This window comes from Pseudomonas flavocrustae (genome assembly GCF_029872515.1).
GTDB lineage: Bacteria > Pseudomonadota > Gammaproteobacteria > Pseudomonadales > Pseudomonadaceae > Chryseomonas > Chryseomonas aestiva.
In genome coordinates, this window is record NZ_JAPDIQ010000014.1 from 42,183 (window position 1) to 66,692 (window position 24,510).

The following is a 24,510-nucleotide window of genomic DNA, read 5'->3' on the forward strand; positions in this document are numbered from 1 at the left end:
GGCAGAATAGCCGGTTTGGTGCGAACAGCCTGGGTGAACGATGGCGTTACGTTTCGAACGGCTCAAGTGGCAGGACTGGAAAGGCGCCTTCACGGAGCGCAACTACGAGCGCGGTCGGCGCCTGGCACTCGACGGCCTGGTGCAGCTGCGCTCGGCGGCCAGGGGCCAGCTCTATGCCGAGTGCAGCAGCCCGGCCGGACCGGCCTATCGGCAGGCGATCAGCCTGCGCGCGGGCGAGACCGCCTGGCGGGTCGACGCCCGCTGCACCTGCCCGGTCGGCCGCAACTGCAAGCATGCCGCCGCCGCCCTCATCGAGCTCGAACGGCTGCAACGCAGCGAGGCCGACTTGCCGGCCACGCCGGTTGCCAATCCGGAGCTGCCGCAACCGGTCCTGACCCTCGGCAGCCATACCCAGATCGATTACGACCGGCACATCGGCAAGATGCGACCCACGGTGCGCCATCGCGCCGCCCTGGCCTTTGCCTATGGCCCGCGGCGACTGTTCGGCACCCCGCCGCGTACCCCGGACGCCGCCTATCCCGCACGCCAGTTGCCGGCCGAACAACGCTGGCGGCAGACGCTGCTCGATCATGGCCTGCGCCTGGCCACCCGGCGCAGCGCCGCGCTGCCCGACGACAGTGGCGAGATGTTCGAATTGCCGGACGACCCCGCCTGGCTCAGATTCGTGCAGCAGGTCATCCCCGGTCTGCGCGAAGCCGGCTGGAAGATCGAGGCCCATCCCGAATTCACCTTCGACCTGACACCGGTGGAAGGCTGGTACGGTCACCTCGAAGAGGTGCAGGATCCGACCGCCGCGAACGGCCAGTTCGATGTCGAGCTGGGTATCCGTCTGGGCCAGCGCCGCGTCAGCCTGATTCCGCTGCTGATCGACGCCCTGCGCCGCGAACCCTCCCAGTACGAGCCGGCGATGCTGGCCAAGCGCGCCGACGACGAACCCGTGTTGTTGCGCATCGATCCTCCGCGCCTCGCCGGCCCGCAGGGCCGGGTACAACGGGTCGCCGTGCCCCTGGGTCGGCTCAAGCCGATCCTGCAGATCCTCGGCGAGCTCTATGCGACCGACCGCCTCACCCAGGACCGTGCCCTGCGCCTGCCGCGCCTGGACGCCGCGCGCCTGGCCGAGCTGGACGAGCGCCTGCCGCTGGAATGGGAAGGCGGTGAACGCCTGCGCAGCTTCGCCGAGCGGCTGCGCAGCTACGCGGCCGAGCCCGTCGTCCTGCCGGACACCCTGCACGCCGAACTGCGCCCCTATCAGCGCGACGGCGTGGCCTGGCTGCAGGCGCTGCGCGAACTGGAAGTGGGCGGCATCCTGGCCGACGACATGGGCCTGGGCAAGACGCTGCAGACCCTGGCGCACATCCTCGTCGAACAGGCCGCCGGGCGCCTGACCGCACCGGCATTGATCGTCATGCCGACCAGCCTGATCCCCAACTGGCAGGACGAGATCGCCCGCTTCGCACCCGGACTGCGCGTGCTGACCCTGCAGGGCAGCGCCCGCAGCAGTCGCTTCGAGCGGATTCCGGAGCACGATGTGGTGCTCACCACCTATGCCCTGCTGCCCCGCGATGCGGAGCGCCTGGCCAACTACGATTTCCACCTGCAGGTGCTGGACGAGGCCCAGTCGATCAAGAATGCCGCCACCAAGGCCGCCCAGGCCGCACGCCACCTGCGTGCCCGCCATCGTCTCTGCCTGACCGGCACGCCGCTGGAAAACCACCTGGGCGAACTCTGGTCGCAATTCCACTTTTTGATGCCCGGCTGGCTGGGCGACGAGAAAGGCTTCAAGCAGGCCTATCGCATTCCGGTGGAGCGCGAAGGCGATGTGCAGCGCCTGGCGGCCCTCAAGGCGCGGGTGCGGCCCTTCATGCTGCGCCGCACCAAGCAGCGGGTCGCCAGCGAGTTGCCACCCAAGACCGAGATCGTCCAGCTGGTCGAGCTCAGCACGGCGCAGCGCGAGCGCTACGAAGACCTGCGGCTGCTGCTGGACGAACGCGTTCGCGCCGAGATCGCCCGTCAGGGCATCGGTCGCAGCCAGTTGCTGATCCTCGATGCCCTGCTGCGGCTGCGCCAGGTCTGCTGCGATCTGCGCCTGGTACCCCACGAAGACGCCAGCGTGGCCAAGCCCTCGGCGAAACTGGCAGCACTGAACGAGCGCCTCGACGCCCTGCTCCCCGGCGGCAGTCGGGTCCTGGTGTTCTCCCAGTTCACCAGCATGCTCGATCTGATCGCCGCCGACCTCGACCAGCGCGGCATCGAGTACGTCACCCTGACCGGCGAAACCCGGGATCGGCGCACCCCGGTGCAGCGCTTCCAGAGTGGCGAGGTGCCGGTGTTCCTGCTCAGTCTCAAGGCCGGCGGCAGCGGTCTCAACCTGACGGCGGCGGACACGGTGATCCACTTCGATCCCTGGTGGAATCCGGCTGCCGAGCAGCAGGCCAGCGACCGCGCCTACCGCATCGGTCAGGATCGTCCGGTGTTCGTCTACAAGCTGATCGCCCGCGGTACGCTGGAAGAACGTATCCAGCAGCTGCAGCAGGAAAAGGCCCGTCTGAGCGCCGGTATCCTCAGCGAGAACAGTGGCGACTGGCGCCTGACCGAAAGCGACCTGACCCAGCTGCTGGCACCACTGGACCGCTAGTGAACCAGGCAGGTGGCCTAGCCTGACGCCGCGGGGCAACCGGCGGCGTCAGGAGCAGACCGGGAAGGCCTACGCGGCGCTACTTGTCGCCCACGCCTTCACCCACCGCATCGCCCGTCGCATCCAGCGCCTTGCTGGAAGGGAATCTGTTCGAGGCGACGCGGACCGCCAGCACCGACAGCGACAGCAGAAAGATGCCGCCGCAGAGATACAGCAGCCCGACATCCGGCGGCCGATGATGAGAGACATCACCGATCAGGTAGCGGGTCAGGGCAGTGATGGCGATGTAGAGCAGAAAGCGGATGGGCAGGTGGTTGGTCTTGAAGTAGATGCCGACCATGGCACCCAGCTCCAGATAGATGAAGAGCAGCAGGATGTCATCGATGCTCGCCTGGCCCTTGTTGAACATCTCCATGAAGGCCATCACCGAGGCCCAGGCCGTGGCCGCGCCAATGGCGAACAGGCCGAAGTAGTGGAAGCCTTCCACCATCAGGTTGCCGAGGGAGTTCGCCCCGTCGTGCATGCGTTTGCGACCGCTGTCTGCCCATTTCATGGCCTGCCACCCCACTGCCGTGTCCGAATACACCCACCTGCAGACTCGTCCATGTTGAAATTCCCGTTCTCAAGGTTGCTCTGGCACCAGCCGCTCTTATAGCGAGAAGCCGGACCGCCGACCAGTGCGCAACTGTCGCAGACTGGACGGCCCGCCGCTGGCAGGCTAAAACCTGAGGAAAAGCCCGCAAGGGCTCTGGAGTCTACTGTGGAAGCGCGTCTATCCTGCCTCGCCTGCCTGGACCGGCCCGATCCCCGGCTGCTGGAAGCCGCCCTGTGGATCGCGGCCGAGCACCATGACCAGATCGATCCGCCGGCCCTGCTGCACTCGCTGGACGATCTGGCGCTGCGCCTGGTCGCCACCCTGGATGGCGATGCCAGTCAATCCGAGCGTGCCCAGGCCTTGTTACGGCAATTGTGCGATGCCGGCTTTCGCGCCGCCGAGTGGCCCCTGAATCCCACCGCAGCCCTGCTCGACGAGGTCCTGGCAAGGCGGCGCGGCCAACCGCTGTCGATCGCGCTGGTGGCCCTGGAACTGGCGCGGCGCCTGGAGATCGACCTGCAGGGCATCGGCTTTCCCGGGCACTTCCTGCTGCGCGTCCCCGGCGCGGATCACCTGCTCGAACCCTTTGGCGGACGCCGCCTGTACATGAACGACTGCCGTCAGTTGCTGGTGGATCAGTTCGGTCCCGCCGCGCAACTGCAAGCGAGCTACCTGGCGCCCCTCGGTCCGCGGCAGATGATGCAGCGCCTCTCACGCAATCTGCGTGAACTGCATCGCCAGGGCGACCAGCCACTGGCCGCGCTCAAGGATGCCCAGCGGGTCATCGAGCTGGGCGCGGTCGGGGTCATCGATCACCTGGCGCGCGCCGACCTGTACCGCCAACTCGATTGCCCCCAGGCCGAGCGCTACGACCTGCAGCACGCCTTGCTGATCAGCGAAGACGACGCCGAACGCGAGCAGGTGCGACGGCGGCTGGAGCAACTGGGCGCGCCTTCCGCCACCCTGCACTAGCCGCGCAGCAACCAGAGCACCAGTTGGGCGCCGAGCAGATTGCTCAGCCCGGCCAGCACCATGACCAGGCCGGCCACGGTGCCCTCCTCCAGACCGACCTCGTAGGCCTTGCTGGTCCCCACGCCATGGGCACCCATGCCGAACAGGGCGCCGCGGGCCAGGGCCGACTTGAGCGGCAGCAGCTTGATCAGCAGGCTGCCGAGGATGGCCCCACCCAGGCCGGTGATCATCACGAAGGCCGCGGTCAACTCGGGGACCCCCCCCACGGTGGCGGACATCGGCATGGCGAAGGGGGTGCTGATGGAGCGCGGCAGCATGGACAGCAGCACCCGGTCATCGAGCAGCAGCAGGCGGGCCAGCAGCCAGGAACTGCCGATGGCCACGCCACTGCCCACGCAGAGGCCGGCCAGCAGCGCCTGCCAGTAGCGCGCCAGCAAGCGGCGTTGCTGCCAGATCGGCACGGCGAAGGCCACCGTCGCCGGTCCCAGCAGGGTGATCAGCCAGTGGCTGTAGTGGGCGTATTCGGCATAGCTCACCTGCTGCCAGAGCGTGGCGGCATAGAGCAGCACCGTGACGAAGATGATCGGACTGACCACATACCAGCGCAGGCGCGCATAGAGCACGCGGCTCACCACGTACCCGGCCACCGTCAGCAACAGCCAGAAGAGCCCGGGCAGATCAGGCATCGCGACGTCCCCGACGGCGGAACATCCAGTCCACGGTACAGGCGGTCGCGATCATGGTCAGCACGGTGCTGAGCAGGATGGCCAGCAGGATGCGCACGCCCTCCTGCCGTAGCAGCGGGCCGTAGTCGAGCAGGCTCAGCAGCGCGGGAATGAAGAACAGCAGCATTTCGCCGAGCAGCAGGCGCACGCCGCCCTGTAACCACTCGGGCTCGACGATGCGCGCGGCCAGCAGCACCAGCAGCATGGCCAGACCTACCACACCACCCGGGACCGGCAAGGCGAAAGAGGTCGCCAGCCAGGTACCCACGGCCCACAGCGCGCCCAATCCGCACAGCTCCAGAGCCAGGCGCAGATATCTATTCACCCAGGGCTCCATCTCAAATCTTCATCAGGCGCTCAAGGATACCGAGGCTGAGGGGACGAGGACAGCAAACCGGACCAGGCGGCGGGATCAGCACGGGTAAAGCAGCTTTGCAGCCTGGGCAAGATCAGCCCAGGGCGGCGATGACCTCGGCGACCCAGCGCTCGGCATCTTCGTCCGGCGTCACCGTTTCACTGGCATCGATGCGCAGCATGGGCAGCAGTTCGCGCAGCCCCAGCTCGGCGAACAATTCCTGCATCAGCTCGCCGCCACCGCAATAGGTGTCACCATAGCTGGAATCACCCAGGGCCAGCACCGCGCCGGGCCGTCCGGACCACGGCGGCAACCGATCGCGCAGTTGGAAATACAGGGATTCCAGGTTGGCGGGCAATTCGCCCATACCGGTGGTGGAGGTAATGGCCAGCAAGGCTTCGGGTGCGAAGGCCTCCAGGCTGCCGAGATCGGCATTGGGCTGGTGCCAGACCTCATGGCCTGCCGCGGTCAACCGCGACTTCACCTGTCGGGCGATATCTTCCGCGGTGCCATAGACCGAGCCATTCAACAGTGCGACTTTCATACGGACCTCTTGCGTGGAATCCCGTCCAGTATGCCTGGCGCGGCCCGCGCTTGGCGCTCCGTCAGCAAGATGGCTCCGCTGGCAACCCCGGCTGCAGCCAGGGGTCTCAAGGCTTGTTATGCTAGCGCCGCCTGCTACCCCAGGCGTTTTCGCCACCTGTCCGCCTACCCGGCGGCATGACGGCATCCGGCCTATCCGGCCCGATCGCCCGGAGTTGGAGCATGAATCAGCCTGTTACCCTCATGGTCGCGCGGCGCGTCGCGGCCGGCCAATACGATGCCTTTCTGATCTGGCTGCGCGAAGGCGAAGCCCTGGCCACCGGGTATCCCGGCTATCTCGGTTCGGGGGTCCTGACCCCGCCTCCAGGCGACAATCTGGTACAGATCATCTTTCGCTTCGCCTGTCCCCAGACCCTCGACGCCTGGGAACACTCGGAGACGCGGCGTCTCTGGCTGGAGCGTGGCCAGGGCCTGTTCGAAGCGCCCCTGGCACGGCGTGCCCAGGGCATGGACGACTGGTTCGGCGCGGGCATCCAGCCGCCGCCGCGCTGGAAACAGAGCATCGCCGTCTGGCTGGCGTTCTTTCCCATCTCGCTGCTGTTCAATGCCGCTTTCGGCGATTACCTGGCGCATCTGCCGTTACTGCCGCGCATCCTGCTGAGCACCCTGATCCTCACCCCGGTGATGGTCTGTGTCTTCATTCCGCTGATCACCCGCGCGCTGAAGGGCTGGCTGCACAGTGCCTCGTCGCGGACCGGCGACTGGCGCGGTAGCGCCCGCTAGGCCAGCACGGATCGGCCTGCATCCTGACGCGTCGAATGCGTACAATGGCCACGGCCAGCCTCCTGGCCGCTTCGCTCATCAGGATCGGGTACCTTCATGTCCGCAACCCTTCCCCTTCTGGTCACCGGCGCCAATCGCCGCGTCGGTCTCGCCTTGACCCGCCGGCTGCTGGTGGAGGGCCAACCCGTCATCGCCGTCTATCGCGACGATCCGGGCCCCTTGCGTGACCTTGAGATCGAGGCCTATCAGGTCGATCTGGCGGAAGAGGCACAGCGCGACACCCTGCTGCAGCAACTGCATGAACGCCATCCGGCATTGCGCGGCATCGTGCACAACGCTTCGGTCTGGGCCGAAGACGGCCTGGAAAATCTGCGGCTGCTCTACCGTCTGCATCTGGAAGCGCCCTACCACCTCAATCTGGGCCTGCAGGACCTGCTGCTGGCCGCGCCGCGGGCCGACATCATCCATATCGGCGACGACAGCGCCACACGCGGCAGCCGCAATCACATCGGCTACGCCGCCACCAAGGCCGCCCTGCACAATCTGACCCTGTCCTTTGCCGAAGCCCTGGCACCCAGGGTGCGGGTCAACACCATCGCGCCGGGCCTGCTGATCTTCAAGGAAGGCGCCGACGAGGCCTATCGCCAGGCGACCCTGGACAAGGCGCTACTGGATTTCGAACCCGGCGCCGATCCCATCGTGGATACCGTGCTCTATCTGCTGTCGACCCAGTACGCCACCGGCAGTACCTTTACCGTCAACGGCGGGCGCCACCTGCGCCACGGCCGCCGCTAGCAAGAGGAATCAGTCATGACCGAACAAGACCGCCTGGAACTGGAAGCCGCTGCCTTCCGCACCCTGGTCGACCACCTGCGCAAGCGCACCGATGTGCAGAACATCGACCTGATGAATCTGTCCGGCTTCTGCCGCAACTGCCTGTCCAAGTGGTACAAGGCAGCGGCCGACGACAAGGGCCTGGAACTGAGCCTGGACGATGCCCGTGAGGTCGTCTACGGCATGCCCTATGCGGACTGGAAAGCTCGGTACCAGACCGAGGCCTCGCCAGCCCAGGCCGCGGCCTTCCAGGAGCAGCAGAGCAAATGAGCGATCTCGCCAGCTTCCGCGTCAGCCTGGGCCAGGGCAACCATGCCTTCGCCGACACCCTGGCCTTCGTCGCCGAGCACTACCACTACCAGCCCACGGCCTTTCGCAACGGCGAGGTGGACAATGCCGCAGGCCAGAACGAAGGCTCCTGCAAGACCCTGGGTCTGGCCAGACTCGAGGGCCTGAGCGATGAGGAGGCGCTGCTGGCCTTTGGCGAGCACTATCGCAGCGTGTTGCAGACGCCCGAGGGTAGCGATCACGCCAATATCCGCGCCCTTATCGCCCACGGCCTGGCCGGCGTGAGCTTCCAGGGCGAGCCCCTGACGCGTCGCTAGACCTTTTCAGCGAACAAAAAAAGCCCTGCGGATGCAGGGCTTTTTCTTGGACCGGGCTTAGACCGCAGCCGCGGGTCTCATGTAGGAAATCGGTGCCAGACCGGAGTCTTCGAAGGTCACCACTTCCCAGGCATCACGATCGGCCAGCAGCGCACGCAGCAGGCGATTGTTCATGGCATGGCCGGACTTGTAGCCGCGGAATTCGCCAATGAGGCTCTTGCCGAGCAGGTAGAGGTCGCCGATGGCGTCGAGGATCTTGTGCTTGACGAATTCGTCTTCGTAACGAAGGCCGTCTTCGTTGATCACACCCTTCTCGTCGACCACGATGGCGTTGTCGACGCTGCCACCCAGGGCCAAGTTGTGCGAACGCAGGAATTCCAGGTCACGCATGAAGCCGAAGGTACGGGCACGGCTGACTTCCTTGAGGAAGGAGGTGCTCGAGAAGTCCACCGAGGCTTTCTGGGTACGGTTGTTGACCACCGGGTGATCGAAATCTATTTCGAAGGTCACCTTGAAGCCGTCGAAGGGCACGAAGGTGGCGCGCTTGTCACCATCGACGACGCTCACTTCACGCTTGATGCGGATGAACTGCTTGGCCGCTTCCTGTTCCTGCAGACCGGCGGACTGGATCAGGAACACGAAGGGACCAGCGCTGCCGTCCATGATCGGTACTTCGACCGCGGACAGCTCGACGTAGGCGTTGTCGATCCCCAGACCGGCCATGGCCGACAGCAGGTGTTCAACGGTACCGACCTTGACGCCACTGTCACTGAACAGGTTGGTCGACATGGTGGTTTCACCCACGTTCTCGGCCCAGGCCGGGATTTCCACGACCGGATCGAGATCGGTGCGACGGAACACGATCCCCGTATCGACCGGAGCCGGCTTCAGGGTCAGGTAAACCTTTTCCCCGGAATGCAGGCCGACGCCAGTGGCGCGAATAGTGTTCTTGAGGGTGCGTTGTCTAATCATGCCAGGGCCGCTCGGTCGCAGGGTGCGAATGGTGTTCAACGAAGTCGCGATGATAGCAGATGCGAAAATCGATGCCCACTAATCACACCCTGGCTTGTGATATACCCGATCAATCAGCCTGACGACGCAGGAAGGCCGGGATGTCCAGGTAATCCAGGTCGTCGTTGGGATTGACCTTGGTCGCCGCTGCCGAGCCGCCATGATTCTGGCTGCCACGACCGGAGCGCATCGAGGTCGGGTACTTGAGGTCGTCGTAGTTGACCGGAGCGCTTTCCTGACGGGCCGCAGCCAGGGTCTGAGCGGTGTTGTCCACCACCTTGACCGGCTTCTCGATGCGCGCACCCAGGCCGGTGGCGACCACGGTGACGTGCAGCTCGTCGCGCATTTCCGGATCGATCACCGCGCCGACCTTGACGGTGGCGTGCTCGGACGCGAAGTCCTCGATGATCTCGCCGACGGCGGCGTATTCACCCAGGGACAGATCCAGGCCAGCGGTGATGTTGACCAGGATGCCGCGGGCGCCGTGCAGGTTGACGTCTTCCAGCAGCGGGTTGCGGATGGCGGCTTCGGTGGCTTCGCGCGCACGGTTCGGACCACTGGCGTGGCCGGTACCCATCATGGCCATGCCCATCTCGCCCATCACGGTCTTGACGTCGGCGAAGTCGACGTTCATCAGGCCGGGACGCTGCATGATGTCGGAGATACCGCGAACGGCGCCGGCGAGGACGTCGTCAGCCTTGGCGAAGGCGGCCAGCAGGCTGGCGTCCTTGCCCAGGATGGTCAGCAGCTTCTCGTTGGGGATGGTGATCAGCGAGTCGACGCATTCGGACAGGGAGCGAATGCCTTCGTCGGCGACCTGCATGCGCTTGCGGCCTTCGAAGGGGAACGGACGGGTGACCACGGCAACGGTCAGGATACCCATCTCCTTGGCCACTTCAGCGATGATCGGCGCGGCACCGGTACCGGTGCCACCACCCATGCCGGTGGTGATGAAGACCATGTCGGCGCCTTCGAGGACTTCGGCGATGCGCTCACGATCTTCCATGGCCGCCTGGCGGCCGATTTCCGGGTTGGTGCCCGCACCAAGACCCTTGGTGACGCCCGGGCCGAGTTGCAGCACGGTACGGGATGTGACGTTCTTCAGGGCTTGGGCGTCGGTATTTGCACAGATGAATTCGACGCCTTCGACACCGCTTTTGACCATGTGGTTGACGGCATTGCCACCGCCACCGCCCACGCCGATGACTTTGATCACGGCGCTTTGTGGAATGTTGTCTACGAGTTCGAACATGGTCCCCTCTCTTCCTTTCGGATCTTCGCCTACTGCCGCGGTTTAATTGTGAATTACAAGTTGCCCTGGACCCAACGCTTCATGCGTTCCAGGACTGTGGATTTGGTTTCGCTGCTATATCCGCCAGAAACAACCGGCAAGGGATCGGTCTGCTTTTGCAGACCATAGAGCAACAGGCCGACGCCTGTGGAATAGATCGGGTTGCTGATCACGTCAGTCAGACCCTTGACCGTCTGGGGCACCCCCAGGCGTACCGGCATATGGAAAATCTCTTCCGCCAGTTCGACCGCGCCTTCCATCTTCGCGGTACCACCGGTGAGTACGATCCCTGCGGGGATCAGATCCTCGTAACCACTGCGGCGCAGTTCCGCTTGCACCAGTGTGAATAGCTCATCGTAACGGGGCTCGACCACTTCCGCGAGGGCCTGACGCGACAATTCTCGCGGCGGACGGTCACCCACGCTGGGCACCTTGATGGTTTCGCCCGGTCCAGCCAGTTTCGCCAAGGCACAAGCATACCGAATCTTGATTTCTTCGGCATATTGCGTTGGGGTTCTCAAGGCCATGGCAATGTCATTTGTGACTTGGTCGCCAGCAATGGGTATTACCGCCGTATGGCGGATGGCGCCCTCGGTAAAGATGGCTATGTCGGTAGTGCCGCCGCCAACATCCACCAGGCAGACGCCCAGTTCCTTTTCATCGTCGGTCAGCACCGAATAGGCCGACGCCAACTGCTCGAGAATGATGTCGTCGACTTCCAGACCGCAACGACGAACACATTTCTCGATGTTCTGCGCAGCGTTGACGGCACAGGTGACGACATGGACCTTGGCTTCCAGTCGCACGCCGGACATGCCGAGGGGCTCGCGCACCCCTTCCTGGTTGTCGATCACATAGTCCTGGGCCAGGGTGTGCAGCACGCGCTGGTCGGCGGGAATGGCCACCGCCTGGGCGGCATCGAGCACCCGCTCGATGTCCGCCGGGCTCACTTCACGATCGCGGATGGCCACGATGCCGTGGGAATTCAGGCTGCGAATGTGATTGCCGGCAATGCCGACGAAGGCCGAGTGGATCCGGCAACCGGCCATCAGCTGGGCTTCTTCGATGGCCCGCTGGATGGAGGCGACGGTGGATTCGATATTGACCACCACGCCCTTCTTGAGCCCGCGCGACGGATGGGTGCCGATCCCGACGATCTCGATCTGACCATCGGAAGACACCTCGCCGACCAGAGCCACGACCTTGGAAGTGCCGATGTCGAGGCCGACGATCATCTTGCCGCTTTGCACGCTTGCCATAGTAAAAAACTTCTCCTCAATGCTTGGCCGGTTCGGTCACGGGGGTGGCGGCGACAGCGGGATCACGCCAGGCCACGGCCAGACCGTTCGGATAACGCAGATCGATCCGCGCGATATTGTCCATCTGTGCCTTGAGCACCTGATCGTACAGGCGCATGAAGCGCCGCATCTTTTCCACCAGCTGGTCGCGGCCGAACACCAGTTCCAGGCCCTGACCAGTGGTGAGGTACCAGCTGCCGCGCTCATGCATTTCCAGGCGCGACACGGTGTAACCGAGCGGCCGGAGCATCTGGCTGAACATTTGGTACTGCTGCATCACCTGCTGCTGGGCCCGCTTGGGACCGTACAACCGCGGTAGATTGTCATAGTTGGCCAGATCCTGCGGGGCAAAAGCCTCACCCTGGTTGTTCAGCAGCGCCTCGTCGCCCCAACGGGCGATGGGCATCTGCTCTTCCAAGCGGATGCTGATCTCGTCCGGCCAGACCCGGCGCACCTCGGCGTGGGCGATCCACGGCATGGTTTCCAGTTCGTGGCGCATGTCGGCCAGGTCGACCTGGAAGAAGGTGGTGCCGACAAAGGGCGCGATCCGCTGCTGCACCGCGGCCTGGCTGATGTAGGAGAGATCGCCCTTGACGCTGACCTTGGCGATCGGCCGGTCGGCATAGGGCAGCAATTTCTGGGCGCCCTCGTAGGTGCCGAAGCCCAGGCCCAGCAGCAGGAACGGCCAGAGGATGCGCTTGAGCAGGCCCAGGCTGGGGCGTGGCAGGCGTGTCGACAGCGGCTCTTCGGCGACCAGGCGACTGGCGCCCCGTTGTTCGACGTTGCGCGACCGACCGAAGCCGGGCTGGTTGTGACGTAGGGTGGCGACCAAGGTTCAGCCCTCCACGTGCGCGCCGGCAACAGCGGTTGCCGGCAAGGGGTTGTACGGATGGCGGCTCATGCCGAACTCCCGGTGGTCGCGGCAGTGGCGAACAGCGGATGGCTGAGCAGTTGCGGCGCCAGTGCGCCGATGTCGCCCGCGCCCTGGCAGAGCAGGATGTCGCCCGGGCGCAGCAGTGGCTTGACCAGCGGCGCGATGTTGCTGCCGCGCTCGACGTAGATGGGATCGAGCTGACCGCGCTGGCGGATGCTGTGGCAGAGCTGGCGGCTGTCGGCGCCGGGAATGGGTTCTTCGCCAGCCGGATAGACTTCCATCAGCAACAGCACGTTGGCATCGGCCAGCACCTGGACGAAGTCTTCGTAGAGATCGCGGGTGCGACTGAAGCGGTGCGGCTGATAGACCATCACCAGCCGGCGCTCGGGCCAGCCGCCGCGCACGGCCTTGATCACCGCGGCGACTTCACGGGGATGGTGACCGTAGTCGTCCACCAGCATGACGCTGCCACCGGCGACCGGCAGCTCGCCATAGACCTGGAAGCGCCGCCCCACCCCCTGAAAGCCGGACAGGCCATTGAGGATGGCCTCGTCGCTGACGCCTTCGTCGGTGGCGATGGCGATGGTCGCCAGGGCGTTGAGCACGTTGTGCACGCCCGGCATGTTGACCGAGACCGCCAGCGGTGCGCGGCCCTCGCGTAGCACGGTGAAATAGGTGCGCATGCCTTCCTGGCGGATATCCACGGCACGGACGTCGGCATCCTCGGCGGTACCGTAGGTGACGGTGGGCCGGGCGACCTGGGGAATGATCTCGCGCACCACCGGATCGTCGACGCAGAGCACGGCCAGGCCATAGAACGGCAGGTTGTGCAGGAAATCGACGAAGGTGCGCTTGAGCCGATTGAAGTCACCTTCGTAGGTGCTCATGTGGTCGGCGTCGATATTGGTGACCACGGCAACCATGGGCTGCAGGTGCAGAAAGCTGGCGTCGCTCTCGTCGGCCTCGGCGATCAGGTAGCGGCTGGTGCCGAGCTGGGCATTGGTACCGGCGGCATTGAGGCGGCCACCGATGACGAAGGTCGGGTCCAGGCCTTCGGCTGCGAACACCGAAGCGATCAGACTGGTGGTGGTGGTCTTGCCATGGGTACCGGCCACGGCGATGCCATGACGATAGCGCATCAGCTCGGAGAGCATCTCGGCGCGGGGCACCACGGGAATGCGCTGCTCGAGGGCGGCGGAGACTTCCGGATTGGATCTGTTGATAGCACTGGACACCACCAGCACGTCGACCTGATCCAGGTTCTCGGCGCGGTGGCCGATGTAGATGCGCGCGCCGAATTGCTGCAGGCGCGCGGTCACCGCGGATTCCTTGAGGTCCGAACCCGAGACTTCGTAGCCCAGGTTCAGCAGCACCTCGGCGATGCCGCACATGCCGACGCCGCCGATACCGACGAAATGGATGCGCCGGATGCTGCGCATGCGCCGAACTTCGGCCTGGATGGCACTCTGCGACTTAACCACGGGCAACCTCCAGACAGGCGTCGACGACTGCCCGGGTGGCATCGGGTTTGGCCAGGGCACGGCTGCGAGCGGCCATGCCGGCAAGACGTTCGGGATGCATCAGGACCTCGGTAAGCTGCGCGGCGAGATCCGCCGGGCGGGTGGAATGTTGCGGCAGCACCACACCGGCACCGGCGCGCTCCAGAAAGCGCGCATTGCTGGTCTGGTGGTCGTCGATGGCGTGCGGCAGGGGGATCAGCAGCGCCGGCAGACCGGTGGCGGTCAGCTCGGCGACGGTCAGGGCACCGGCCCGGCAGATCACCAGATCGGCCCAGGCATAGGCGGCAGCGATGTCGGCGATGAAGGGCTGGACATCGACCTCCACGGCGACGTTGGCATAGCGCTCGGCGGTCACCTCGGCATGCTGGCGGCCGGCCTGGTGGCGCACATTGGGTCGCAGGCCCGCGGGCAGCTGGGCCAGGGCGTCGGGCAGCAGCTTGTTGAGCGGCTCGGCGCCCAGGCTGCCGCCCAGTACCAGCAGATTGGCGGCACGCTCTTCCAGCGGCGCGCGGGTCACCGGGGCGAAGAGTTCGGCGCGCACCGGATTGCCGGTGGACAGACGCTTGGCGGACGCCGGGAAGGTGTCGGCGAAGCCTTCGCAGACCCGCACGGCCATGGGCACCAGCAGGCGGTTGGCGGTGCCGGCATGGGCATTCTGTTCGTGGATCACCAGCGGAATGTTGCACAGCCTGGCGGCCAGGCCACCGGGACCGGTAACGAAGCCGCCCAAGCCCAGCACGCAGACCGGCTTGAGCCGGCGCATGAGACCCATGGCCTGCATGAGCGCCCCGCTGAGTTGCAGCGGCGCCTTCACCAGGGAGCGCACGCCCTTGCCTCTCAGGCCGGTGACCGGGATGTGGTGCAGGGTGATGCCGGCCTTGGGCACCACATCGTTCTCGATGCCGCGCGGGGTACCCAGCCAGTGCACGGTATAGCCGCGGGCTTCGAATTCACGAGCGCAGGCCAGGGCCGGAAAGACGTGCCCGCCGGTACCGCCGGCCATGATGAGGACGTTAGCGGACATCGGCGAAATCCTCTTCGGTGAATTCCACATCCTCGGTATCCACTAGGGTGCGTCTCTCCCACTCGATGCGCAGCAGCAGGCCCATGCTCACGCAGCAGATCACCAGGGAGCTGCCGCCGTAGCTGAGGAACGGAAGGGTCAGGCCCTTGGTCGGCAGCAGGCCGACGTTCACGCCGATGTTGATCAGGAACTGGCCGATCCAGAGCATCGACAGGCCGTAGGCCACATAGGCCGAAAAGAACTGCTTGGACTGCTCGGCCCAGTGACCGATGAACAGCCCGCGCACGCAGACGAAGAGGAACAGGCCGACGGTGGCCATGGCCCCGATCAGGCCGAGTTCTTCGGCCAGCACGGCGAAGAGGAAGTCGGTATGGGCCTCGGGCAGATAGAACTGCTTCTGGATGCTGTTGCCCAGGCCGAGACCGGTCCAGCCGCCGCGACCGAAGGCGATCAGCGCCTGGGTCAGTTGATAGCCGGAGCCGAACTGGTCGGCCCAGGGATCGGTGAAGGTGATCAGCCGCTGCATCCGGTAGGACTGGGTCTGCACCAGCACGAACACCGCCAGCACGGCCAGGGCGACCATCATCAGGAAGCGGAACAGGCCGACGCCGCCAAGGAACAGCATGGCACCGGCGGCGCCCATCATCACTACGGTGGCACCGAAGTCGGGTTCGCGCAGCAGCAGCATGGCCATCGGCAGGAGCACGATGAAGGGCTTGAAGAAGCCGGCCCAGGTGTGGCGCACCTCATGCTGACGACGAACCAGGTAACCGGCCAGATAGAGCACCACGAAGACCTTGGCAATCTCCGAGGGCTGCACGTTGAAGATGCCGAAGCCGATCCAGCGCAGGGAACCGTTCACCTCGCGGCCGATGCCGGGCACCAGCACCGCCACCAGCAGGAGGAAGGCGATGATCAGCAACGGAAAGCCGAAGCGCTGCCAGGTGGCCATGGGAATCAGCATCACCACGCCGCAGGAGACGAAGCCGATCGCCAGGTAGACCAGGTGGCGGTACATGAAGTACAGCGGATTGCCCGACTGGGCGGCGGCCACCTCGGAGGAAGCCGAAGTCACCATCACCAGGCCGAGGCCGAGCAGCAGCAGGCAACCCGCCAGCAGCGGGAAGTCCAGGTCGATGCCGTGGCGGCTGGCCAGCGGCGAGGGATAGGGGCGCAGTAGGCTGAGGATCATGCCAGAGCTCCCACGGCCTGGGCGAACAGCCGCCCGCGTTCTTCGAAGTTGCGGAACATGTCGAGACTGGCGCAGGCCGGCGACAGCAGCACGGCGTCGCCTGGCTGGGCCAGCCGGCGGCTCTCGGCCACGGCTTCTTCCAGGGTGGTGACACGCGCCTGTTGCACGGTGGCCGGCAGGATCTCGGCGATCCGTGCCGCATCGCGCCCCAGCAGCACCACGGCGCGACAGTGACGCGCGATGGGCTCGCGCAGGGCACTGAAATCGGCGCCCTTGCCGTCGCCACCGGCGATCAGCACCAACTGGCCGGCGATGTCATCACCGAGGCCTTCGACCGCAGCCAGGGCAGCGCCGACGTTTGTCGCCTTGGAATCATTGTAGTAGTTGACGCCCGCGACCTCGCCGACCCACTGGCAGCGATGCTCCAGACCCGGGAAGGCGCGTAGGGCCTCCAGCATGGGTGCCAGCGGCAGACCGGCGGCCTGGCCCAGGGCCAGCGCGGCCAGGGCATTGCTGTGGTTGTGGGTACCGCGGATCTTGAGTTCCTCGACATCCAGCAGGTTGTCGAAGGCCAGCGCTAGATAGCGACGGCCTTCCTCCTCGCGAATGCCGAAGGCACGGAAATCGGACCGTCCCAGGCCGAAGGTCAGGCGCGGCACGTCATCGCCGATCAGCGGCCGCGACAGGGCATCGTCGCGATTGACCACCACCTGGCGGGCGCCACGGAAGATGCGGTGCTTGGCCTGGTGATAGGCCGGCATGCCGGTGTAGCGATCCATGTGGTCTTCGCTGAGGTTGAGCACCGTGGCCACCTCGGCATTGAGTCGCTCACAGGTCTCCAGTTGGAAGCTCGATAGCTCCAGCACATAGAGTTCGACGTCATCGGCCAGCAGGTCCAGCGCCGGGGTACCGAGGTTGCCCCCCACGGCCACCCGCTTGCCGGCGCGCAGCGCCATGTCACCCACCAGGGTGGTGACGGTGCTCTTGGCGTTGGAACCGGTGATGGCGACGATGGGTGCCCGGGCCTGGCGCGCGAACAGCTCGATATCGCCGGACAGCCGCACGCCGCGGGCGGCGGCTTCCTGCAGCGCCGGCGTTTCCAGGGCCAGGCCGGGACTCACATAGAGCTCGGCCGCGCGGGCGAGGAAGTCGACATCCAGCTCGCCGCAGCGCACCTCGACCTGGGGATACTGGGTTCTCAGGGCCTCCAGTTCCGGCGGCTGTTCCCGCGTGTCGGCCACGGCGAAGGGCACGCCCCGGTGCGCGAGAAAGCGCACCAGCGACATGCCACTCTTGCCGAGGCCGACGACGATACGGAACTGGTCGGAAGCGATGAGCACTGCGATTACCTCAGTTTCAGGGTGGCGAGACCGAACAGCACCAGGATCACGGTGATGATCCAGAAGCGCACGATGACCCGCGGTTCGGGCCAGCCCTTCAATTCGAAATGGTGGTGGATCGGCGCCATGCGGAAGACGCGCTTGCCGGTCAGCTTGAAGGAGGCGACCTGGATGACCACCGAGAGGGTCTCCATGACGAAGACGCCACCCATGATGAACAGCACCACTTCCTGGCGGACGATCACGGCGATGGTGCCCAGGGCGGCGCCCAGCGCCAGGGCGCCGACGTCACCCATGAAGACCATGGCCGGATAGGTGTTGAACCAGAGAAAGCCCAGGCCCGCCCCGATCAGGGCGCCGCAGAAGACGATCAGTTCGCCGGAGCCTTCCACATAGGGAATCAGCAGGTAGTCGGCGAATTTCACGTTGCCCGACAGGTAGCAGAAGATGCCGAGGGCGCCGCCGACCATCACGGTGGGCATGATCGCCAGGCCGTCGAGGCCATCGGTGAGGTTGACCGCGTTGCTGGAGCCGACGATGACGAAGTAGGTCAGCACAACGAAGAAAATCCCCAGCGGGATCTCGATGTTCTTCAGCAGGGGCAGGATCAGCGTGGTTTCGATCGGCGCCTTGGCCGTGACATAGAGGAAGATCGCCGCCCCCAGGCCGAATACCGATTGCCAGAAGTACTTCCAGCGACTGGGCAGACCGCGGGAATTCTTCTCGATCACCTTGCGATAGTCGTCGACCCAGCCGATGGCGCCGAACAGGAAGGTCACTGCCAGCACGGTCCAGACGTAACGGTTGTGCAGATCGGCCCACAGCAGGGTGCTGATGCCGATGGTGGTCAGGATCAGGGCGCCGCCCATGGTGGGGGTGCCGGATTTGGACAGGTGCGACTGGGGGCCATCGTTGCGCACGGCCTGGCCGATCTGGCGGATCTGCAGGGTGCGGATCATCCAGGGGCCGAGCCACAACGACAGCAACAGGGCGGTCAGAACGCCCAGAATGCCGCGCAGGCTGAGGTATTGGAAGACGGCGAAGCCCTTGTAGAACTGTTGCAGGAACTCCGCCAACAGCAGCAGCATCAGTGTTTCTCCTCGGTGTTGATAGCGCAGAGCGCGGCGACGACCTTGTCCATCGCGGCGCTGCGGGATCCCTTGATCAGCAGGGTGGTTCCGGCCCGGTCCTCGTCCGCCAGGGCCTCGATCAGTTGTTCGCGATCGGTGAAATGCCGGGCCTCGGCGCCATAGGCGCGGGCAGCATGGGCCATCGAGGGACCGACGCTGTAGAAGGCATCCACCTTGCCGCGGGCGTGCTCGCCCACCTCGCGATGGCCCTGCTCGGTCCACTCGCCCAGCTCGGCGATGTCGCCCAGGACCGCCACCCGGCGGCCCGGCAGGGCAGCCAGCAGGTCGATCCCGGCCTTCACCGACGCGGGGTTGGCGTTGTAGCTGTCGTCGATGACCTGGGCGCCGCGCTGGCTGGCGCGGGTCAGGGTGCGGCCCTGGACCGGTGCCGCGGCGGCGAGACCACGGGCGACGGTGGCCAGCTCCAGCCCCAGGCTGAGCGCTGCGGCCGCAGCGGCCAGGGCATTGCCGACGTTGTGGGAACCCAGCAGCTGCAGGGTGACCGGCGCCTGGCCTTGGGCAGTGTGCAAGAGGAAGCTCGGGCGACCCTGGGCATCCAGGGTCACCTCGCTGGCGCGCACGTCGGCGCGGGCATCCAGGCCGAAGGCGACGACGATGCGACCGGCCGCGCGGCGCTGCCAGGTCTCGAAAGCCACGTCGTCGCGGTTGAGCACCACGGTGCCCGCCTCGCCCACGCCTTCGATGATCTCGCCCTTGGCCTCGACGATACGATCGACACCGCCGAATTCGCCCACATGGGCCTGGCCGGCGTTGGTAATGATAACGACATCCGGGCGTGTCAGGCTCACGGTATAGGCGATGTCACCGACGTGGGAAGCGCCCAGCTCGATGACGCCATAGGCGTGCTCGGCGGCCAGTTGCAGCAGGGTCAGGGGCGCGCCGAGGTCGTTGTTCAGATTGCCCTGGGTGGCCAGGGTGCCGCCCTGCTGACGCAGGATGGCGGCGAGCAGCTCCTTGACCGTGGTCTTGCCACTGGAGCCGGTCACGGCGGCGAGCCTTCCCTGGAACAGATCCCGATTGAAGGCACCGAGGCGACCCAGCGCCAGGCGGGTATCGGCGACCACCAGCTGGGGCAGCTGGACCTCGGGCACGGCCCGCTCCACCAGGGCTGCCGCGGCACCCTGGGCGGCCACGTCGGCCAGATAGGCATGACCATCGAAACGCGGCCCGTTCAGGGCGACGAAGAGCTGCCCGGCCACGGCCTTGCGACTGTCGGTGCCGACGCCGTCGAACAGGGCATCGGCACCCAGCAGATTGCCGGTCAGGGCCTCGGCCACTTCGGTGAGGGTGAAGGTTCTAAGCATGCTGTCGCTCCCAGGCGGTCAGGGCCCGCTCGGCCTGGTCGAGATCGGAAAAGGGATGACGGACACCGGCGATTTCCTGGTAGGGCTCATGGCCCTTGCCGGCCAGCACCACGATGTCCTGGGCGGTCGCCGCGGCCACGGCCTGGGCGATGGCCGCTTCACGCCGGCCGGCGAAGCTCACCTGCTCGGGATGCGCGAAGCCGGCGCGGATGTCGGCAACGATGGCGGCCGGATCCTCGGTACGGGGGTTGTCGTCGGTCACCACCACCTGATCGGCCAGGCGCTCGGCCACCGCGGCCATCTCCGGCCGCTTGCCGCGATCGCGATCGCCACCACAGCCGAACACGCAGACCAGGCGACCCAGGGCACCGACATGGGGCCGCAGGGCGGTGAGCACCTTGTCCAGGGCATCGGGGGTGTGGGCGTAGTCCACCACCACCAGCGGTCGCCCAGCGCCGCCCAGGCGCTGCATGCGTCCGGCCGGGCCCTGCAGCTGCGGGAGGATGGCGAGGATGTCGGCCAGCGCATGACCGAGCCCCAGCAGGGTACCGATGGCGGCCAGCAGGTTGCTCAGGTTGAAGCGCCCGATCAGCTGGCTGCGCAGCTCACCGGTACCCTGGGCGGTGACCAGCTTGGCCCGCACGCCGTGGTCGTCGAACTGGATGGCCTGGCAATGGAGGCTGGCGGCCGGATCGCTCAGGCTGTAGGTCAGGGTCGCGGCCGGACTGGGGCGAGCCGCCAGCTCGCGGCCAAAGGCATCGTCCAGATTGAGGACGCGGGTACCGAGCCCCGGCCAGGCGAACAGCTGGGCCTTGGCTTCGCCATAGGCGGCCATGGTCCCGTGGTAATCGAGGTGATCGCGAGACAGGTTGGTGAAGACCGCGACCTTGAAGGCCAGCGCCGCCACCCGACCCTGGGCCAGGCCATGGGAAGAGACTTCCATGGCGACAGTAGTGGCGCCGTCCTCGGCCAGTTCGGCCAGGGTTGCCTGCAGCTTGAGGGCATCCGGGGTGGTGTGACGGCCTTCGGCGAGGGCGCCATGGAAGCCGCTACCCAGGGTGCCGACGATTCCGCAACGCTGACCGAGCAGGTCGCAGGCCTGGGCGATCAACTGGCTGACACTGGTCTTGCCATTGGTACCGGTGATGCCGACCAGCGCCAGGCGCCGGCTCGGCTCGCCGTGGAAACGACCAGCGATGGCGGACAGCCGCGCGGCCAGGCCCTCGACGGCGACCAGGGGGATGTCCAGGGCCGGCAGTGCGGGAGCGTCCTTCGCTTCATAGGCGATGGCCGCGGCGCCGCGCTCGGCAGCGCTGGCGCTATGGGCACGGCCGTCGCTGTGCAGACCGGGAATGGCCAGGAACAGCGAGCCCGGGCGGACCTCGCGACTGTCCAGTGCCAGACCGCCGATGTCGACGGCAGTGGCAGCTTCAGGCAGGAGGTCGGTCAGCAGGCGGCTCATCGATCACGCTCCCCGACCAGCAGCGGCTTGCCGGCCTGGGCCTGCTGCACCGGCAGCGGCTGGAGGTTATCCGGCTGGATGTTCATCAGGCGCAGGGCGCCGGACATCACGCGGCTGAACACCGGTGCCGAGACCACGCCACCGTAGTAGCCGCCCTTGCTCGGACGATCGATCACCACCACCGCGGCCAGGCGCGGATTGCTGGTGGGGCCGAAGCCGGCGAACAGCGAGCGATAGGAATTCTCGGCATAGCCACGGGTGCCGGTGCTGGTCTTGCGCGCGGTACCGCTCTTGCCAGCGACGTGGTAGCCCGGTACCTGAGCGCGGAAGGCCCCGCCCGGAGCTTCCACGACCTGCTGCAGCATGCCCTGCAGGGTCTTGGCAACGCGTTCTTCCACCGCCTGATCGCTGGCCGGGGCCTTGTCCAGGCGCACCATGGACAGCGGCACCGAGCGGCCGTCGTTGGCCAGCACCGAATAGGCATGGGCCAGTTGCACGGCGGTTACCGCCAGGCCATAGCCATAGGACAGGGTCGCGGTCTCGGCCGGACGCCAGGTGCGATGGTTGGGCAGATTGCCGACCCGCTCGCCGGGAAAGCCCAGACCGGTATCCTGGCCGAGGCCTACGGCGCGCATGGCGTTGTAGATGTTCTCGCCACCGACGTCGAAGGCGATCTTGCTCATGCCGACGTTGCTGGACTTGATGAGGATGCCGGTCAGGTCCAGGGCGCCGTCGCTGTGGGAGACGTCCTTGATGGTGTAGCGACCGATCTGCAGCGAACCGGGATAGACGTTGACCTTGTCGGAGGGCTTCCAGCGACCGCTGGCGAGCGCCGCGGTCATGGAGATCGGCTTCATCACCGAGCCGGGCTCCATGACGTCGATCATCGCCCGGTTGCGCATGGCGGCCGGTTCGAGACTGCGGCGATTGTTGGGGTTGTAGGTGGGCATGTTGACCATCGCCAGGACCTCGCCGGTCTTGACGTCGACGATGGTCAGGCTGCCGGCCTCGGCTTCGAACTGGGTCAGGGCATTGCGCAGTTCGCGCGCGGCGAGATACTGCAGCCGCAGGTCGATGGACAGCGCCAGGGTATTGCCCGGCTTGGCGTTCTTGGCGACCTGGACATCGCGGATCAGCCGACCGCGGCGATCCTTGACCACCTGGCGACGACCCGGCACGCCGGACAGCCACTCGTTGAAGGCCAGTTCGATGCCTTCGCGGCCGTGATCGTCGATATCGGTGAAGCCGACCACATGGGCCGCCACCTCACCCGCCGGATAGAAACGCCGAAATTCCTCGATGTCGTAGACACCGGGAATCTTGTGCGCCTTGACCTGGCTCATCACCGCCTCGCCCTGCTCGGGCGTCAGGCCACGGGCCAGGTAGAGGAATTCCTTGCTGGCGTTCTGCTCGATGCGCTTGGCCAATTCCGCACGTGGCTGGCCGACGGCATCGGCCAGGGTCGCCCAGCGATCCTCGGCGCCCAGCAGTTCCTTGGGATTGATCCACAGGGTGGTGACCGGCGTGCTCACGGCCAGGGGCTCGCCGTTGCGATCGGTGATCAGGCCACGGTGTGCGGGAATGGGGATGGTGCGCACGCTGCGCGCATCGCCCTGCCCCTTCAGAAAGGCCCTGTCGATCACGTGCAGATCGACGATGCGCCAGATGATGGTGCCGACCATGACCAGCAACAGCCCGATAATGAGGCTGAAGCGCCATGGCAGTCGCGCGATCAGGCCTTTCACGGATTGACCATCCGGATTTCGGTCGGATCGGGAATACGCATCTGCAATTGGCCGCTGGCCAGGGCCTCGACCCGACTGTGGGCGGTCCAGGTGCTCTGCTCCAGCAGCAGCCGACCGTATTCGGCCTGAGCCTTGTCGCGGATGGCCATCTCGCCATAGAGGGTGTTGAGCAGCTGGCGATTCCAGTGGGCGCTATAGGCCACGGCTACAGCCGACAACAGTACGCCGGCGAACAGCACCAGCATGACGCTGCTGCCCAGGGGCAGTTTCTTGACGAAGAGCCGGCTCATTTCAGCTTCTCGGCAATGCGCATCACGGCACTGCGGGCGCGGGGATTGGCGGCCAGTTCGGCTTCGCTGGCGTAGACCGGCTTGCCCAGCAGGCGCAGCGAGGGTTCGAAGACCGTGGCGCGGATCGGCAGGTCGCGCGGCAGCTGGTCGGCCTCGCCCTTGGCCAGTCGGCGCATGAATTGTTTGACGATGCGATCTTCCAGCGAGTGAAAGCTGATCACCACCAGCCGGCCACCCACGGCCAGTTGCTCGTAGGCCGCCTGCAGGCCCTGCTCCAGATCGCTCAGTTCGCGATTGATGTAGATGCGCAGCCCCTGGAAGGCGCGGGTAGCAGGATGCTTGCCCTTTTCCCAGGCCGGATTGGCCTCGGTGAGCACCTTGGCCAGGTCACCGGTGCGCTCGAAGGGCTGGACTTCACGGCGCTGCACCACGGCGCGCGCCATGCGCTTGGCGAAACGCTCTTCGCCGAATTCCTTAAATACCTGGGCGATATCGGCCTCGGGCGCCGTGGCGATCCAGGCGGCAGCGCTCTGCCCCCGACTCGGATCCATGCGCATGTCCAGGGGACCGTCCTGCATGAAGCTGAAACCGCGCTCGGGATCGTCGAGCTGGGGCGAGGACACGCCCAGATCCAGCAGCACGCCATCGACCTGGCCGGACCAGCCACGGCTGACGAGTTCATCGCCCAGCTCGGCGAAACTGCGCTGGACGATTTCGAAGCGGGGATCTTCCGCGGCCAGGGCCTGGCCGGCGGCGATCGCCTGGGGATCCTTGTCGAAGCCCAGCAGCCGCCCTTCTCCACCCAGCAGGCGCAGCACGGCCCGGCTGTGTCCGCCGCGACCGAAGGTGCCGTCCAGATAACGGCCGGCAGGCTGGATGGCCAATGCCTGTACGGCCTCGTCCAGGAGAACGGAGACGTGGTGGAAGACTGGGTTCATGG

At 66.1% G+C, this 24,510-nt stretch carries 24 protein-coding genes; 6 read left to right on the top strand and 18 right to left on the bottom strand.

Annotation, left to right across the window (positions count from 1 at the left end; translation table 11 throughout):
* Nucleotides 1-40 precede the first annotated feature (40 nt).
* Complete coding sequence (locus OMP44_RS22750; protein ID WP_280311408.1) at nt 41-2,656, top strand: DEAD/DEAH box helicase; 2,616 nt, start codon at nt 41-43, stop codon at nt 2,654-2,656.
* 79 nt (nt 2,657-2,735) lie between these two features.
* Here the strand turns inward: OMP44_RS22750 and OMP44_RS22755 are convergent, their stop codons facing one another.
* Nucleotides 2,736-3,209 carry a phosphate-starvation-inducible protein PsiE gene (locus tag OMP44_RS22755; RefSeq protein ID WP_280311409.1) on the bottom strand — a complete coding sequence of 158 codons (474 nt, stop codon included), beginning with the start codon at nt 3,207-3,209 and terminating at the stop codon, nt 2,736-2,738.
* A 207-nt stretch (nt 3,210-3,416) separates the two neighbouring features.
* On the opposite strand from OMP44_RS22755, the gene OMP44_RS22760 reads away from it, so the two are divergent.
* Entirely contained in the window at nt 3,417-4,223 is an 807-nt protein-coding gene (locus OMP44_RS22760; protein WP_133862540.1) for a SirB1 family protein, read from the top strand.
* Here OMP44_RS22760 and OMP44_RS22765 read toward each other — a convergent pair.
* The 3 genes from OMP44_RS22765 to OMP44_RS22775 form a co-directional block, all read right to left on the bottom strand.
* Nucleotides 4,220-4,909, bottom strand: coding sequence for an LrgB family protein (locus OMP44_RS22765; protein ID WP_133862541.1), 690 nt, complete (start codon nt 4,907-4,909; stop codon nt 4,220-4,222). The genes OMP44_RS22760 and OMP44_RS22765 overlap by 4 nt on opposite strands.
* The gene (locus OMP44_RS22770) at nt 4,902-5,285 is read right to left on the bottom strand and encodes a CidA/LrgA family protein (protein ID WP_166655938.1); all 384 of its coding nucleotides are present in this window, start codon (nt 5,283-5,285) and stop codon (nt 4,902-4,904) included. Before OMP44_RS22770 ends, OMP44_RS22765 begins: the two co-directional genes overlap by 8 nt.
* 112 nt (nt 5,286-5,397) lie before the next feature.
* Nucleotides 5,398-5,847, bottom strand: a complete 450-nt coding sequence (locus OMP44_RS22775) for a flavodoxin (RefSeq protein ID WP_273861842.1) — start codon at nt 5,845-5,847, stop codon at nt 5,398-5,400.
* 221 nt (nt 5,848-6,068) lie between these two features.
* On the opposite strand from OMP44_RS22775, the gene OMP44_RS22780 reads away from it, so the two are divergent.
* From OMP44_RS22780 to OMP44_RS22795, 4 genes are all read left to right on the top strand, one after another.
* On the top strand, nt 6,069-6,629 hold the full coding sequence (locus OMP44_RS22780) for a putative antibiotic biosynthesis monooxygenase (RefSeq protein ID WP_187980171.1): 561 nt from the start codon (nt 6,069-6,071) through the stop codon (nt 6,627-6,629).
* A gap of 96 nt (nt 6,630-6,725) precedes the next feature.
* A complete protein-coding gene (gene folM / locus OMP44_RS22785) occupies nt 6,726-7,424 on the top strand; it encodes a dihydromonapterin reductase (protein ID WP_280311410.1) in 699 nt (232 codons plus the stop codon).
* A gap of 15 nt (nt 7,425-7,439) precedes the next feature.
* Nucleotides 7,440-7,733, top strand: a complete 294-nt coding sequence (locus OMP44_RS22790; RefSeq protein WP_280311411.1) for a DUF1244 domain-containing protein — start codon at nt 7,440-7,442, stop codon at nt 7,731-7,733.
* Nucleotides 7,730-8,068 (top strand): HopJ type III effector protein, encoded by a 339-nt coding sequence (locus tag OMP44_RS22795; protein WP_273861839.1) that lies wholly within the window; start codon nt 7,730-7,732, stop codon nt 8,066-8,068. The genes OMP44_RS22790 and OMP44_RS22795 overlap by 4 nt, the downstream gene beginning before the upstream one ends.
* A 57-nt stretch (nt 8,069-8,125) precedes the next feature.
* Here OMP44_RS22795 and lpxC read toward each other — a convergent pair whose 3' ends face one another.
* The 14 genes from lpxC to rsmH all read right to left on the bottom strand — a co-directional run bounded on the left by lpxC (nt 8,126) and on the right by rsmH (nt 24,508).
* Nucleotides 8,126-9,040: a UDP-3-O-acyl-N-acetylglucosamine deacetylase gene (gene lpxC / locus OMP44_RS22800; protein WP_017640702.1), complete on the bottom strand. Its 915-nt coding sequence runs from the start codon at nt 9,038-9,040 to the stop codon at nt 8,126-8,128.
* A gap of 109 nt (nt 9,041-9,149) precedes the next feature.
* Entirely contained in the window at nt 9,150-10,331 is a 1,182-nt protein-coding gene (gene ftsZ / locus OMP44_RS22805) for a cell division protein FtsZ (RefSeq protein WP_133862548.1), read from the bottom strand.
* A 53-nt stretch (nt 10,332-10,384) separates the two neighbouring features.
* Nucleotides 10,385-11,629 (bottom strand): cell division protein FtsA, encoded by a 1,245-nt coding sequence (gene ftsA / locus OMP44_RS22810; RefSeq protein WP_017640704.1) that lies wholly within the window; start codon nt 11,627-11,629, stop codon nt 10,385-10,387.
* Between the two features lie 16 nt (nt 11,630-11,645).
* A complete protein-coding gene (locus tag OMP44_RS22815; RefSeq protein ID WP_133862549.1) occupies nt 11,646-12,500 on the bottom strand; it encodes a cell division protein FtsQ/DivIB in 855 nt (284 codons plus the stop codon).
* 65 nt (nt 12,501-12,565) lie between these two features.
* Nucleotides 12,566-13,981, bottom strand: coding sequence for a UDP-N-acetylmuramate--L-alanine ligase (murC, locus tag OMP44_RS22820; RefSeq protein ID WP_252977276.1), 1,416 nt, complete (start codon nt 13,979-13,981; stop codon nt 12,566-12,568).
* A 34-nt stretch (nt 13,982-14,015) separates the two neighbouring features.
* A complete protein-coding gene (gene murG, locus OMP44_RS22825) occupies nt 14,016-15,086 on the bottom strand; it encodes an undecaprenyldiphospho-muramoylpentapeptide beta-N-acetylglucosaminyltransferase (protein ID WP_280311412.1) in 1,071 nt (356 codons plus the stop codon).
* Complete coding sequence (gene ftsW / locus OMP44_RS22830) at nt 15,076-16,275, bottom strand: putative lipid II flippase FtsW (protein ID WP_133862632.1); 1,200 nt, start codon at nt 16,273-16,275, stop codon at nt 15,076-15,078. Before ftsW ends, murG begins: the two co-directional genes overlap by 11 nt.
* The gene (gene murD / locus OMP44_RS22835; protein WP_280311413.1) at nt 16,275-17,618 is read right to left on the bottom strand and encodes a UDP-N-acetylmuramoyl-L-alanine--D-glutamate ligase; all 1,344 of its coding nucleotides are present in this window, start codon (nt 17,616-17,618) and stop codon (nt 16,275-16,277) included. Before murD ends, ftsW begins: the two co-directional genes overlap by 1 nt.
* 5 nt (nt 17,619-17,623) lie before the next feature.
* Entirely contained in the window at nt 17,624-18,706 is a 1,083-nt protein-coding gene (gene mraY / locus OMP44_RS22840) for a phospho-N-acetylmuramoyl-pentapeptide-transferase (protein WP_007162057.1), read from the bottom strand.
* Nucleotides 18,706-20,073: a UDP-N-acetylmuramoyl-tripeptide--D-alanyl-D-alanine ligase gene (locus tag OMP44_RS22845; RefSeq protein WP_280311414.1), complete on the bottom strand. Its 1,368-nt coding sequence runs from the start codon at nt 20,071-20,073 to the stop codon at nt 18,706-18,708. The genes mraY and OMP44_RS22845 overlap by 1 nt, the downstream gene beginning before the upstream one ends.
* On the bottom strand, nt 20,066-21,535 hold the full coding sequence (locus tag OMP44_RS22850; RefSeq protein WP_280311415.1) for a UDP-N-acetylmuramoyl-L-alanyl-D-glutamate--2,6-diaminopimelate ligase: 1,470 nt from the start codon (nt 21,533-21,535) through the stop codon (nt 20,066-20,068). The genes OMP44_RS22845 and OMP44_RS22850 overlap by 8 nt, the downstream gene beginning before the upstream one ends.
* The gene (locus OMP44_RS22855; RefSeq protein ID WP_405046486.1) at nt 21,532-23,217 is read right to left on the bottom strand and encodes a peptidoglycan D,D-transpeptidase FtsI family protein; all 1,686 of its coding nucleotides are present in this window, start codon (nt 23,215-23,217) and stop codon (nt 21,532-21,534) included. Before OMP44_RS22855 ends, OMP44_RS22850 begins: the two co-directional genes overlap by 4 nt.
* 59 nt (nt 23,218-23,276) lie before the next feature.
* A complete protein-coding gene (ftsL, locus tag OMP44_RS22860) occupies nt 23,277-23,570 on the bottom strand; it encodes a cell division protein FtsL (protein ID WP_017640714.1) in 294 nt (97 codons plus the stop codon).
* On the bottom strand, nt 23,567-24,508 hold the full coding sequence (rsmH, locus tag OMP44_RS22865; protein WP_280311417.1) for a 16S rRNA (cytosine(1402)-N(4))-methyltransferase RsmH: 942 nt from the start codon (nt 24,506-24,508) through the stop codon (nt 23,567-23,569). The genes ftsL and rsmH overlap by 4 nt, the downstream gene beginning before the upstream one ends.
* Nucleotides 24,509-24,510 lie beyond the last annotated feature (2 nt).